At 62.1% G+C, this 12,575-nt stretch carries 12 protein-coding genes; 10 read left to right on the forward strand and 2 right to left on the reverse strand.

All coding sequences use genetic code 11. The features are described from left to right. Positions 1-31: 31 nt before the first annotated feature. Complete coding sequence (locus tag D886_RS0111855) at positions 32-973, reverse strand: folate-binding protein YgfZ (protein ID WP_027594140.1); 942 nt, start codon at positions 971-973, stop codon at positions 32-34. Between the two features lie 133 nt (positions 974-1,106). Here D886_RS0111855 and D886_RS0111860 point away from each other — a divergent pair, with 133 nt between their 5' ends. Beyond that, positions 1,107-1,361: a succinate dehydrogenase assembly factor 2 gene (locus tag D886_RS0111860; RefSeq protein ID WP_027594141.1), complete on the forward strand. Its 255-nt coding sequence runs from the start codon at positions 1,107-1,109 to the stop codon at positions 1,359-1,361. Next, a complete protein-coding gene (locus tag D886_RS28460) occupies positions 1,345-1,803 on the forward strand; it encodes a protein YgfX (RefSeq protein ID WP_081717487.1) in 459 nt (152 codons plus the stop codon). The genes D886_RS0111860 and D886_RS28460 overlap by 17 nt, the downstream gene beginning before the upstream one ends. A 221-nt stretch (positions 1,804-2,024) precedes the next feature. On the opposite strand, the gene nadB is transcribed toward D886_RS28460, so the two are convergent. Then, positions 2,025-3,629, reverse strand: coding sequence for an L-aspartate oxidase (nadB, locus tag D886_RS0111870; protein ID WP_027594142.1), 1,605 nt, complete (start codon positions 3,627-3,629; stop codon positions 2,025-2,027). A gap of 433 nt (positions 3,630-4,062) precedes the next feature. Between nadB and rpoE the strand changes: the two genes are divergently transcribed. From rpoE to era, 8 genes are all read left to right on the forward strand, one after another. Next, on the forward strand, positions 4,063-4,644 hold the full coding sequence (gene rpoE, locus D886_RS0111875) for an RNA polymerase sigma factor RpoE (RefSeq protein ID WP_003252049.1): 582 nt from the start codon (positions 4,063-4,065) through the stop codon (positions 4,642-4,644). A 31-nt stretch (positions 4,645-4,675) separates the two neighbouring features. After that, positions 4,676-5,269: a sigma-E factor negative regulatory protein gene (locus tag D886_RS0111880; protein WP_027594143.1), complete on the forward strand. Its 594-nt coding sequence runs from the start codon at positions 4,676-4,678 to the stop codon at positions 5,267-5,269. A gap of 8 nt (positions 5,270-5,277) precedes the next feature. Then, positions 5,278-6,243, forward strand: coding sequence for a MucB/RseB C-terminal domain-containing protein (locus D886_RS0111885; protein WP_027594144.1), 966 nt, complete (start codon positions 5,278-5,280; stop codon positions 6,241-6,243). A 209-nt stretch (positions 6,244-6,452) separates the two neighbouring features. Beyond that, positions 6,453-7,859, forward strand: a complete 1,407-nt coding sequence (locus D886_RS0111890; RefSeq protein WP_371097684.1) for a DegQ family serine endoprotease — start codon at positions 6,453-6,455, stop codon at positions 7,857-7,859. A gap of 272 nt (positions 7,860-8,131) precedes the next feature. Then, on the forward strand, positions 8,132-9,931 hold the full coding sequence (gene lepA / locus D886_RS0111895) for a translation elongation factor 4 (RefSeq protein ID WP_027594146.1): 1,800 nt from the start codon (positions 8,132-8,134) through the stop codon (positions 9,929-9,931). A gap of 5 nt (positions 9,932-9,936) precedes the next feature. Further along, complete coding sequence (gene lepB / locus D886_RS0111900) at positions 9,937-10,791, forward strand: signal peptidase I (protein ID WP_027594147.1); 855 nt, start codon at positions 9,937-9,939, stop codon at positions 10,789-10,791. A gap of 161 nt (positions 10,792-10,952) precedes the next feature. Then, positions 10,953-11,642 (forward strand): ribonuclease III, encoded by a 690-nt coding sequence (gene rnc, locus D886_RS0111905; protein WP_027594148.1) that lies wholly within the window; start codon positions 10,953-10,955, stop codon positions 11,640-11,642. Continuing rightward, positions 11,635-12,537 carry a GTPase Era gene (gene era, locus D886_RS0111910; protein ID WP_027594149.1) on the forward strand — a complete coding sequence of 301 codons (903 nt, stop codon included), beginning with the start codon at positions 11,635-11,637 and terminating at the stop codon, positions 12,535-12,537. The genes rnc and era overlap by 8 nt, the downstream gene beginning before the upstream one ends. Positions 12,538-12,575: the final 38 nt, after the last annotated feature.

Genomic DNA, 12,575 nt, shown 5'->3' on the forward strand with positions numbered 1-12,575 from the left:
GCGGCCCCGTCACGCGGACGGGGCAGGCTGGTCAGCGCTGGATTTCCCGGTCGCGGTCCAGTTCGTAGGGCAGGCTCAGCACGTGCAGGCGTGGCCCTTCCAGGCTGCCCAGGTGCAGATTGTCATCGGCCACCGCATCGGCGCTGAGCACCGCGAGCAACTCGCAACCGGTACCCGCACTGGCCGCGATCACCACTTCACCGACCGAGGAACCATGGGTGGGCGAGAAGATCTCGGCACCTGGCGCGGGGATGTCCTGCTGATCGAGCGAGAGCCGGTACTGACGGCGCTTGAGCTTGCCCAGGTACTGCATGCGGGCAACGATTTCCTGGCCGGTGTAGCAGCCCTTCTTGAAGCTGACCCCGTCCACGGCCTGCAGGTTGATCATCTGCGGGATGAACAGCTCGCGGGTAGGGCCCATGACTTGGCCAATACCTGCGCGGATCTGGCCCAGCAACCAGTCGTTGAGGCTGCCTTCAGGCAGGCTGGCGGCGAGTGCCGCGCCTACGTGGGCGGCCTGCTCGGCAGGTACCCACAGCTCGACACGGCCTGCGGATACGGCGATGGCGATCAGGCCCTCGTGGCGCACGGTGGCGCCCGCTTCGACCAGCGGCGTCAAGCCCAAGGCTTGCAGTGCCGCCTCGCCACCCTGCAGGCCAAAGCGCGCCCAGGCGGCGCTCTCGTCGCTGAGGGTGGCCTTGGAGAACACGGCGTACTTCTTGAGGTCGGCCAATTGGGCATCGAGCAGCTCACTGGCCATGGCCAGCAGGTAACCGTTGCCTTCGGGCACGATACGGAAACTCGACTGCATGCGCCCTTTGACCATGCAGCGGGCACCGAGGCTGGCATGTTCCTGGCTGAGGTAGTTGATGTTGCAGGTCAGCTGGCCCTGCAGGAACTTGCCTGCGTCGGAGCCGCGGACGGCGAGGATGCCCTCGTGGGACAGGGGGCTGAAGAAAGCGGAATCGGCCATGGGTCATCGCGGTGGCTAAAGACTGGCGGCCATCATAGAACGCCAGTAACAAAATAGGTAGGTGACTAGACCAACGCCCTGTGCCGCTTCGCTCGCCTGGCTGTATACTGGCGGGCCATTCGAGGAGGGCCCCATGGTCGAACAAACTGAACTCAACCGGCTTTTCTGGCACAGCCGCCGCGGCATGCTGGAACTGGACGTACTGTTGGTGCCTTTTACCCAGGAAGTCTACGCCACCCTCAACGAAGCCGACCGCGAACTCTATGTACGCCTGTTGAGCTGCGAAGATCAGGACATGTTCGGCTGGTTCATGGAGCGCACCGAGTCTGAAGACCCGGAGCTGCAGCGCATGGTCCGCATCATCCTGGACCGTGTCCAGCCCAAGTGAGTTTTTCGAAAGCCGTTGGCAAGGCTCGCGCCTGCTGCTGACGGCTTACCTGAGTTGCCAGGTGCTGGCGCTGTTCACTGTATGGGTGAGCGCGTTGCCCTGGTGGCTGTCCCTGGCGGCCACTGCCGCGTCTGTCGCCCACGCCTGCTGGGCCATCCCCCGACGCATTTTGCTCACGCATCCGCATGCGGTTACCGGGCTGCGCCGAGACCTGCTTGGTTGGCGGGTATTCAGCCGCGCCCAGGGTTGGCAGCCGGTGCGTTTGTGCCGGGACAGCGTTGCGTTGCCGGGGATGGTGGTCGTGCGGTTTGTACGGGAGGGGCGTTGGCTGGGGGAGGGGCAGTGCGTTCCCAGGGATGCCCTCGGGGCTGATGAGCATCGGCGGTTGCGGGTAAGGCTGAAGTTCAGCCGGCGCAGGTGGGCTGAGGTATCTCGGGTATAGGTCAGAACCGGGTGGGCTTCTTCGCGGGTAAACCCGCTCCCACAGGTACCGCGCCCGGCTCGAGGCCTACGCCGTCCCTGTGGGAGCGGGTTTACCCGCGAAGAAGACAGCGCCGATTCAGACCGGGCTGAGGATGGTGTCTCCCACAGGTACCGCGCCCGGCTCGAGGCCTACGCCGTCCCTGTGGGAGCGGGTTTACCCGCGAAGAAGACAGCGCCGATTCAGACCGGGCTGAGGATGGTGTCTTTAGCCTCGTCCAGCATCCCCGGATAATCCAGCGTGTAATGCAACCCGCGGCTTTCCTTGCGCTGCATCGCCGAACGAATCATCAGCTCCGCCACTTGCGCCAGGTTGCGCAGCTCGATCAGGTCGCGGCTGACCTTGTAGTTGCTGTAGAACTCGTCGATTTCGTCGAGCAGCAGGCGGATGCGGTGTTCGGCGCGCTGTAGGCGCTTGCTGGTGCGCACGATGCCGACATAGTCCCACATAAAGCGCCGCAGTTCGTCCCAGTTGTGCGCGATGATCACATCCTCGTCCGAGTCGGTGACCTGGCTGGCATCCCAGCCGGGCAGGGCTTTGGGCATGTCGACCTGTTCCAGGTGCGCCTGGATGTCGGCGGCAGCGGCGCGGCCATAGACAAAGCATTCGAGCAGCGAGTTGCTGGCCATGCGGTTGGCGCCATGCAGGCCGGTAAAGCTGGTCTCACCGATGGCATACAGCCCCGGCACGTCGGTATGCCCGCGGTCGTCCACCACTACACCGCCGCAGGTGTAGTGGGCTGCGGGTACTACCGGGATCGGCTGGCGGGTAATGTCGATGCCGAAGGCCAGGCAGCGTTCGTAAACGGTGGGGAAGTGGCCTTTGATGAAATCGGCCGGCTTGTGGGTGATGTCCAGGTACACGCAGTCCACACCCAGGCGCTTCATCTCGTGGTCGATGGCGCGGGCCACGATGTCACGCGGGGCCAGTTCTTCGCGGGGGTCGAAGCGTGGCATGAAGCGCTCGCCGTTGGGCAGGCGCAACAGGGCGCCTTCACCGCGCAGGGCCTCGGTGATCAGGAAGCTCTTGGCTTGGGGGTGGTACAGGCAGGTGGGGTGGAACTGGTTGAACTCAAGGTTGGCCACCCGGCAGCCCGCGCGCCAGGCCATGGCGATGCCGTCGCCGCAGGCACCGTCGGGGTTACTGGTATACAGGTAGACTTTGGCCGCGCCTCCGGTGGCGAGCACGGTGAAACGTGCACCGAAGGTGTCCACTTCGCCGCTATTGCGGTTCAGCACGTAGGCACCCAGGCAGCGCTCGCCGGGCAGGCCCAGGCGGCGCTCGGTGATCAGGTCGACCGCCACGCGCTGCTCCAGCAGCTGGATGTTCGGGCGCAGGCGGGCCTGGGCCAGCAGGGTGGTGAAGATCGCGGCGCCTGTGGCATCGGCGGCGTGGATGATGCGCCGGTGGCTGTGGCCACCTTCGCGGGTCAGGTGGAACTCGAAGCCCCCATCGTCGACGCCGTGCTGCTCATCCCGGGTAAAGGGCACGCCTTGCTCGATCAACCACTGGATGGCTTCGCGGCTGTGCTCGACGGTGAAGCGCACGGCATCTTCATGGCACAGGCCGCCGCCGGCATTGAGGGTGTCCTCGACATGCGACTGTACGGTGTCGGTGTCGTCCAGCACGGCGGCAACACCGCCCTGGGCCCAATAGGTCGAGCCATTGGCCAGGTCGCCTTTGCTGAGCACGGCGATACGCAGGTGGCTGGGGAGGTTCAGTGCCAGGCTGAGACCGGCGGCGCCGCTGCCGATCACCAGGACATCATGTTGGAATTGTTGGCTCATGTCGGGACACTAGTAATCTACGGAAGGGGCACGGCACAATAGTCACGCGCCGATGGCATTGTGAAACTATCGTTAAACCAGGCCGGGTTGCCTTTATAGCAGCCCCGGGTGGCCAATTTCCATGCCACTTGCCAGGAAGCAGCGACCTTGTGGGAACTTTCCGACAGCTACGGAAATCCTATGAAGGCTGCCCGCACGCCACAAATGTCGCGGCGACGCACGGCGGCAGCTCTATTCGGGCTGACACCTGCGTATTCGAAACCTGATTATTGACGTTGCCGGCCGTGACCGCGCCGCGTCTTCCGTGCGAGCCGACCAAGGGCTGCAGGAAACTTGCTTGGAGGGGAGAACTTTTGCGCAAAGCCCGAGTCTATGTTTGCAAGCCTGAACGATGGCTGTTGCAACGCTCCTTCGAGTCTACCGAGGAGTGTTCATGCTAACCCAGGAAGAGGATCAGCAGCTTGTCGAGCGCGTGCAGCGCGGTGACAGGCGAGCTTTCGATCTGTTGGTGCTGAAGTATCAGCACAAGATTCTCGGGTTGATCGTGCGGTTCGTTCACGATACCCACGAGGCCCAGGATGTAGCACAGGAAGCCTTTATCAAGGCCTACCGTGCGCTTGGCAATTTTCGCGGAGACAGTGCGTTTTATACCTGGCTGTACCGCATCGCCATCAACACGGCGAAGAACTACCTGGTGTCCCGTGGAAGACGGCCACCAGACAGTGATGTGAGCTCCGAGGATGCGGAGTTTTACGACGGCGATCATGGTCTCAAGGATCTCGAGTCCCCAGAGCGCTCGTTGTTGCGGGATGAAATCGAAGGCACGGTCCATCGCACCATCCAGCAACTGCCCGAAGACCTGCGCACGGCATTGACCCTGCGCGAGTTCGACGGATTGAGTTACGAAGACATTGCCAGTGTCATGCAATGTCCGGTGGGTACCGTGCGCTCTCGAATCTTCCGCGCTCGGGAGGCCATAGATAAAGCCCTGCAGCCGTTGTTGCAGGAAACCTGAGACAGCGGCTACAGCCAAGAGAGGAACCGCCATGAGTCGTGAAGCGTTGCAGGAATCGCTGTCCGCGGTAATGGATAACGAAGCGGACGAACTGGAATTACGTCGGGTACTGAGTGCCGTCGACGATGCCGAAACCCGTGCCACCTGGTCGCGTTACCAGGTCGCTCGCGCAGCGATGCACAAGGAACTGCTGCTGCCCAACCTCGATATCGCCTCGGCGGTGTCGGCAGCGTTGGCCGACGAAGCGGTACCGGCCAAGGTCAATAAAGGCCCATGGCGCAGCGTCGCTCGCCTGGCAGTCGCTGCCTCGGTGACGGTTGCCGTGCTGGCGGGTGTGCGCATGTACAACCAAGATGAAATCACCGGTGCAGAGCTTGCCTCCCAGCAACCGCAGCAGGGGCTGAGCGTGCCACAAACTCAAGGCCCGGCGGTATTGGCAGGCTATAGTGAAAGCAGTGAGCAACCGACCGGGCCGATGGCCAACGGTGTGCTGCAGAACCAAGCCGGCTGGGATCAGCGTCTGCCAGGCTACCTGCGCCAGCACGCCCAGGAATCTGCGCTCAAGGGCAGCGAAACCGCGTTGCCGTATGCCCGCGCCGCCAGCCTGGATAACCCCGCTAAGTAAGGAGGATCATGCGCGCGCTACCTCTCCTGTCGCTGCTGATAGGCAGCTGCATGACGGTGCCAGCGTTGGCGGCCAATTCTTCGCCCGAGGCGAATGAGTGGCTGAACAAGCTGGCACAGGCCGAGCAAAAGCAAAGCTACCAAGGCTCTTTCGTCTACGAGCGTAACGGCAGCTTTTCTTCCCACGATATCTGGCACAGGGTTGAGGACGGCAAGGTCAGCGAGCGGCTGCTGCAGCTCGATGGCACTGCCCAGGAAATCGTGCGCGTGGATGGCAAGGTTGCATGCGTCAGTGGTGCCTTGGTCAACGGCGTTACGACGCCGCCCGATGCGGCGCCGCGTGCGCTGGATCCCCTCAAATTGATGGGCTGGTACGATCTGGGTGTGGCGGGCAAGTCACGTGTCGCCGGGCGCGACGCGGTGATCGTCACCCTCACACCGCGCGACCAGCACCGTTATGCGTTCGAATTGCACCTTGACCGCCGCACCGGCTTGCCGCTGCGCTCGTTGATGCTCAACGACAAGGGGCAATTGCTTGAGCGCTTCCAGATGACCCGCCTCGATACCGATGACCTGCCTACCGCGGATGACTTGCGCCCCAGTGCCGCTTGCAAACCGGTGGAACGTGGCACCAGCACCGGCCAGGAAACCGTCGCCGGCTGGCGCTCAGACTGGCTGCCGCCGGGTTTTGAGCTGGTCAACAGCTCGGTGCGCCGCGACCCGGCCCGCAACAGCACGGTCAGCAGCCTGATGTATGACGATGGCCTGGCGCGCGTTTCGGTATTCCTCGAGCCGGTCAACGACAACTCAGGCACCGACACACGCGTGCAACTCGGGCCAACCGTGGCGGTATCGCGCCGTCTGAACACGCCGAAGGGCAAGGTCCTGGTCACTGTGGTAGGTGAAATACCCCTGGGTACTGCAGAGCGCATTGCGCTATCGATGCGGCCTCAGGATGCCCAGGCGCGGCAATGATGGCGTGCGCTTTTCAGGTGGTTTCCGGCGTGAGAGACATGCTCCTGAAATGAAATTAAAGCATTGTCATTTGCAATCTTTCCGTAAATTTTCTATAGGTCAGGCTTCTTGGAGCCTGGCCTTTCCTGCTTGTGCAGGGGCCTTACGCTAACCACGCTCGTTGTGACGGGAGCCGTATGTCTATACCACGCTTGAAATCCTACCTATCGATGTTCGCCGCCGTGCTCATGCTCGGCCAGGTGCTCACCGCCCAGGCCGAGGAAGCCCTGCCGGACTTCACCACGCTGGTCGAGCAAGCCTCGCCGGCCGTGGTCAACATCAGTACCAAGCAGAAGCTGCCGGACCGCCGCATCGCCGCTGGGCAGATGCCGGACCTCGAAGGCCTGCCGCCGATGTTCCGCGAATTCTTCGAGCGCAACATGCCGCAACAGCCCCGCTCGCCGCGCGGTGATCGTCAGCGTGAAGCCCAGTCGCTGGGTTCGGGTTTCATCATTTCCAGCGATGGCTACGTACTGACCAACAACCATGTGGTGGCCGACGCCGACGAGATCATCGTCCGCCTGTCGGACCGCAGCGAGCTGCAAGCCAAGCTGGTCGGCACCGACCCACGCACCGACGTCGCGCTGCTCAAGGTCGAAGGCAAGAACCTGCCGACCGTCAAGCTGGGCGACTCCGAGAAGCTCAAAGTGGGTGAGTGGGTGCTGGCCATCGGTTCGCCGTTCGGCTTCGACCACTCGGTGACCAAAGGTATCGTCAGTGCCAAAGGCCGTACCCTGCCTAACGACACCTACGTGCCGTTCATCCAGACTGACGTTGCCATCAACCCGGGCAACTCCGGCGGCCCGCTGTTCAACATGCAGGGCGAGGTCGTGGGTATCAACTCGCAGATCTTCACCCGCTCGGGCGGCTTCATGGGCCTGTCGTTCGCGATCCCGATCGATGTGGCGATCGACGTATCCAACCAGCTGAAAAAAGACGGCAAGGTCAGCCGTGGCTGGCTGGGCGTGGTGATTCAGGAGGTCAACAAGGACCTGGCTGAGTCCTTTGGCCTGGACAAACCGGCCGGTGCCCTGGTGGCCCAGGTGCTGGAAGATGGCCCAGCCGCCAAAGGTGGCCTGCAGGTGGGTGACGTGATCCTGAGCATGAACGGCCAGCCGATCGTCATGTCGGCCGACTTGCCGCACCTGGTCGGCAGCCTCAAGGACGGCGACAAGGCCAAGCTCGAGATCATCCGCAACGGCAAGCGCCAGAACCTGGACGTGAGCGTCGGTGCGCTGCCGGACGATGACGCTGACATTGGCACCGGGACCGGTGCAGATGGCAGTGCCGAGCGCAGCAGCAACCGTCTGGGCGTTTCGGTCGCTGACCTCAGCGCCGAGCAGAAGAAAGCCCTCGAACTCAAGGGTGGCGTGGTCATCAAGGAAGTCCAGGATGGCCCGGCCGCATTGATCGGCCTGCGCCCAGGTGATGTCATCAGCCACCTGAATAACCAGGCCATTGGCTCGGCGAAGGAATTCACCGAGATCGCCAAGGACCTGCCGAAAAACCGCTCGGTGTCCATGCGCGTACTGCGCCAGGGGCGTGCGAGCTTTATCACCTTCAAACTGGCTGAATAAGCGGGTCTTCAGGTAGGAAAAGGGGCAGCGTTGGCTGCCCTTTTTCGTGGAATCTACGGAGAAATGGGCTGGTCCGATCGCCGGCAAGCCGGCTCCCACAGGTGGGGTGGAGCTTTCAGGTACGGCGCTGCGGCGTTACGAAGCGGCTTGCCAGCGACACTGTCGGCACAGACAGCCGATCAGGAATCTCCCATATCCCTGCTGCTTGAGGTACAATTCCCGGCTATTTTTCGGCGGGCGTCCCGGCTCGCAGCCTTTTCGAGTGTTGACCCGTGAGTGATTTGAGTCATATCCGCAATTTCTCCATCATCGCCCACATCGACCATGGCAAGTCGACGCTGGCCGACCGTTTCATCCAGATGTGCGGTGGCCTGTCTGCGCGCGAAATGGAAGCCCAGGTCCTCGACTCCATGGACCTGGAGCGCGAACGCGGGATCACCATCAAGGCCCACAGCGTCACGCTTCATTACAAGGCGCAAGACGGCAAGACCTACCAGCTGAACTTCATCGACACCCCCGGCCACGTCGACTTCACCTATGAAGTCTCGCGCTCGCTGGCCGCGTGTGAAGGCGCACTGTTGGTGGTGGACGCCGGTCAAGGCGTCGAAGCCCAGTCCGTGGCCAACTGCTACACCGCCATCGAGCAAGGCCTCGAGGTCATGCCGGTGTTGAACAAGATGGACCTGCCCCAGGCTGACCCGGACCGCGTCAAGGACGAGATCGAGAAGATCATCGGCATCGACGCTACCGACGCCGTGGCGTGCAGTGCCAAGAGCGGCATGGGTGTCGACGAGGTGCTCGAGCGCCTGGTGCACACCATCCCCGCGCCGGAAGGCGAGATCGACGCGCCGCTGCAGGCGCTGATCATCGACTCCTGGTTCGACAACTACCTGGGCGTTGTCTCGCTGGTGCGCGTGCGCCAGGGTCGCGTCAAGAAAGGCGACAAGATCCTGGTCAAGTCCACCGGCAAGGTGCACCTGGTCGACAGCGTCGGCGTCTTCACCCCGAAACACACCCAGACCGTCGACCTCAAGGCCGGTGAAGTGGGCTTCATCATTGCCAGCATCAAAGACATTCACGGTGCACCGGTCGGTGACACCCTGACCCTGTCCTCGACCCCGGAAGTCGAAGTGCTGGCGGGCTTCAAGAAGATCCAGCCACAGGTCTACGCCGGCCTGTTCCCGGTCAGCTCGGACGATTTCGAGGACTTCCGCGACGCGCTGCAGAAGCTGACGCTCAACGACTCCTCGCTCCAGTACATGCCGGAAAGCTCCGACGCTCTGGGCTTCGGTTTCCGTTGCGGCTTCTTGGGCATGCTGCACATGGAGATCATCCAGGAGCGCCTGGAGCGTGAGTACGACCTGGACTTGATCACCACTGCGCCTAGCGTGATCTACGAGCTCGAACTGAAAACCGGCGAAACCATCATCGTCGACAACCCGTCGAAGCTGCCGGATGTTTCGGCCGTCACCGACTTCCGCGAGCCGATCGTCACCGCGACCATCCTGGTGCCGCAGGAGCACCTGGGTAACGTCATCACCCTGTGCATCGAGAAACGTGGCGTTCAGCGCGACATGCAGTTCCTCGGCAGCCAGGTTCAGGTGCGTTACGACATGCCGATGAACGAGGTGGTACTGGACTTCTTCGACCGCCTTAAGTCGACCAGTCGCGGTTACGCTTCGCTGGACTATCATTTCGATCGCTACCAGTCGGCCAACCTGGTCAAACTGGATGTACTGATCAACGGCGACAAGGTCGATGCCCTGGCGTTGATCGTGCACCGCGACAACGCGGCCTACAAAGGCCGTGCGTTGACCGAGAAGATGAAGGAACTGATCCCTCGGCAGATGTTCGATGTGGCGATCCAGGCAGCTATCGGCGGCCAGATCATCGCGCGGACAACCGTCAAGGCGCTCAGAAAGAACGTACTGGCCAAGTGCTACGGTGGTGACGTCAGCCGTAAGAAGAAACTGCTGGAGAAGCAGAAGGCCGGTAAGAAACGCATGAAGCAAGTGGGCAACGTGGAGATTCCACAAGAGGCCTTCCTTGCTGTGCTCAGGTTGGATAGCTAGGTCCTATGTCGCTAAATTTCCCGCTGTTGCTAGTCATCGCCGTAGCTGTCTGCGGCCTGTTGGGCTTGATCGACCTGCTGTTCCTGGCCCCGCGCCGGCGAGCGGCAATCGCCAACTATCAGGGGCGCGTCAATCCGCCCGAGATGGCGGTGGTCGAGCGCCTGAACAAGGAGCCGCTGCTGGTCGAATACGGCAAGTCGTTCTTCCCGGTGCTGTTCATCGTGCTGGTACTGCGCTCGTTTTTGGTCGAGCCGTTCCAGATCCCTTCGGGGTCGATGAAACCGACCCTGGAAGTGGGCGACTTCATCCTGGTGAACAAGTTCTCCTATGGCATTCGCCTGCCGGTGATCGACAAGAAGGTCATCGAGGTGGGTGACCCGCAACGCGGCGATGTGATGGTGTTCCGCTATCCGAGCGACCCGAACGTCAACTACATCAAGCGTGTCGTTGGCCTGCCGGGCGACCAGATCCGCTACACCAACGACAAGCGGCTGTACGTCAATGGCCAACCCATTGCCGAACAACTGGTGGGCACCGAACCGGGCACCTTGGGCAGCGCCGAGCTGTACAAAGAGAAGCTGGGCGAGGCCGAACACCTGATCCGCAAGGAGATGAGCCGTTACCGCATGCCGCCGGACCAGCAATGGACCGTACCGGCTGGCCATTACTTCATGATGGGCGACAACCGCGACAACTCCAACGATAGCCGTTACTGGGATGACCCGAACATTCCCAAGGAACTGCACGGCATGGTTCCGGACCGGAACATTGTCGGCAAGGCCTTCGCGGTCTGGATGAGCTGGCCAGAGCCCAAGCTCAGCCATATGCCCAACCTGTCGCGGGTCGGCCTGATCCATTGATACCCTTCGGCGCTGTCCAGCAGACAGCGCCGAATGCATTTCTGACATAGGCTGTGTTCTCAGGGATCGAGAGTTTCGCCGCGTACAGCGGCGGGCCACAGCCAAACAGTCTTTCAGGATGTTGATTTGAACAACGCGTTGAACAACGAACGGGTGGCCGCATGAGTGCTTCCCTCGCCGCACTGGAGCGAAAGCTCGGTTACACCTTCAAGAACCAGGACCAGATGCTTCTGGCCCTGACCCATCGCAGCTACGCCGGGCGCAATAACGAGCGCCTGGAGTTTCTGGGCGACGCCATTCTCAACTTCGTGGCCGGTGAGGCGCTGTTCGAGCGCTTCCCGCAGGCCCGTGAAGGCCAGTTGTCGCGCTTGCGTGCGCGTCTGGTCAAGGGTGAGACCCTGGCCCGCCTGGCGCGAGGCTTTGATCTGGGCGAGTACCTGCGCCTGGGTTCGGGTGAGCTGAAAAGCGGCGGTTTCCGCCGCGAATCGATCCTGGCCGATGCCCTGGAGGCGCTGATTGGCGCCATCTACCTGGACGCGGACATGCAGACCGCCCGGGAGCGTATCCTGGCCTGGCTGGCCGATGAATTCGAAAGCCTGACCCTGGTCGATACCAACAAGGACCCCAAGACCCGCCTGCAAGAGTTCTTGCAGTCGCGCAGCTGTGAGCTGCCGCGCTACGAGGTGGTGGATATCCAGGGCGAACCGCACTGCCGTACCTTCTTCGTCGAATGCGAAGTGGTGCTGCTGAACAACAAGAGCCGTGGTCAGGGTGTGAGCCGGCGTATCGCTGAGCAAGTCGCCGCTGCGGCTGCATTGATCGCCCTGGGCGTGGAGAATGGCAATGACTGATAACAACCCGACTCGCTGCGGCTACGTGGCCATTGTCGGCCGCCCCAACGTGGGCAAGTCGACCTTGCTCAACCACATCCTCGGGCAGAAGCTGGCGATCACCTCGCGCAAGCCGCAGACCACCCGCCACAACATGCTCGGCATCAAGACCGAGGGTGATGTGCAGGCGATCTACGTCGACACGCCGGGTATGCACAAGGCCAACGACAAGGCCCTGAACCGTTACATGAACCGTAACGCTTCGGCCGCCCTGAAAGACGTCGACGTGGTGATCTTCGTGGTTGACCGTACCCGCTGGACCGACGAGGACCAGTTGGTGCTCGAGCGCGTCCAGTACGTCAGCGGCCCGGTCATCCTGGCGGTCAACAAGACCGACCGCCTGGAAGAAAAAGCCGACCTGATTCCGCACCTGCAATGGCTGCAGGAGCAACTGCCGAACGCGGAAGTGGTACCGATCTCCGCGCAACAGGGGCATAACCTCGAAGCGCTGGAAGGCCTGATCGCCAAGCACTTGCCGGAGAACGAGCACTTCTTCCCGGAAGACCAGATCACCGACCGCAGCAGCCGTTTCCTGGCCGCTGAACTGGTGCGCGAGAAGATCATGCGCCAGTTGGGTGCGGAGCTGCCGTACCAGATCACCGTAGAGATCGAAGAGTTCAAGCAGCAAGGGCACGTGTTGCACATCCATGCGCTGATCCTGGTCGAACGCGATGGCCAGAAGAAGATCATCATCGGTGACAAGGGCGAGCGTATCAAACGCATTGGCTCCGACGCGCGCAAGGACATGGAAGTGCTGTTCGACGCCAAGGTCATGCTCAACCTCTGGGTCAAGGTCAAAGGCGGTTGGTCCGACGATGAGCGCGCCCTGCGCTCGCTGGGCTACGGCGACCTGTAACCCCTGCTGTATGGGCTTGGGGCTGCCTTGCAGCCCAT

Origin of the sequence: Pseudomonas sp. LAIL14HWK12:I7 (assembly GCF_000483465.1) — a bacterium.
GTDB lineage: Bacteria > Pseudomonadota > Gammaproteobacteria > Pseudomonadales > Pseudomonadaceae > Aquipseudomonas > Aquipseudomonas kermanshahensis.

What these genes read in the sequence shown, in the direction of transcription:
- D886_RS0111855 (WP_027594140.1), bottom strand. Translation starts at nt 973, where the DNA reads ATGGCCGATTCCGCTTTCTTCAGCCCCCTGTCCCACGAGGGCATCCTC.
- D886_RS0111860 (WP_027594141.1), top strand. Translation starts at nt 1,107, where the DNA reads ATGGTCGAACAAACTGAACTCAACCGGCTTTTCTGGCACAGCCGCCGC.
- nadB (WP_027594142.1), bottom strand. Translation starts at nt 3,629, where the DNA reads ATGAGCCAACAATTCCAACATGATGTCCTGGTGATCGGCAGCGGCGCC.
- rpoE (WP_003252049.1), top strand. Translation starts at nt 4,063, where the DNA reads ATGCTAACCCAGGAAGAGGATCAGCAGCTTGTCGAGCGCGTGCAGCGC.
- D886_RS0111880 (WP_027594143.1), top strand. Translation starts at nt 4,676, where the DNA reads ATGAGTCGTGAAGCGTTGCAGGAATCGCTGTCCGCGGTAATGGATAAC.
- D886_RS0111885 (WP_027594144.1), top strand. Translation starts at nt 5,278, where the DNA reads ATGCGCGCGCTACCTCTCCTGTCGCTGCTGATAGGCAGCTGCATGACG.
- D886_RS0111890 (WP_371097684.1), top strand. Translation starts at nt 6,453, where the DNA reads ATGTTCGCCGCCGTGCTCATGCTCGGCCAGGTGCTCACCGCCCAGGCC.
- lepB (WP_027594147.1), top strand. Translation starts at nt 9,937, where the DNA reads ATGTCGCTAAATTTCCCGCTGTTGCTAGTCATCGCCGTAGCTGTCTGC.
- rnc (WP_027594148.1), top strand. Translation starts at nt 10,953, where the DNA reads ATGAGTGCTTCCCTCGCCGCACTGGAGCGAAAGCTCGGTTACACCTTC.
- era (WP_027594149.1), top strand. Translation starts at nt 11,635, where the DNA reads ATGACTGATAACAACCCGACTCGCTGCGGCTACGTGGCCATTGTCGGC.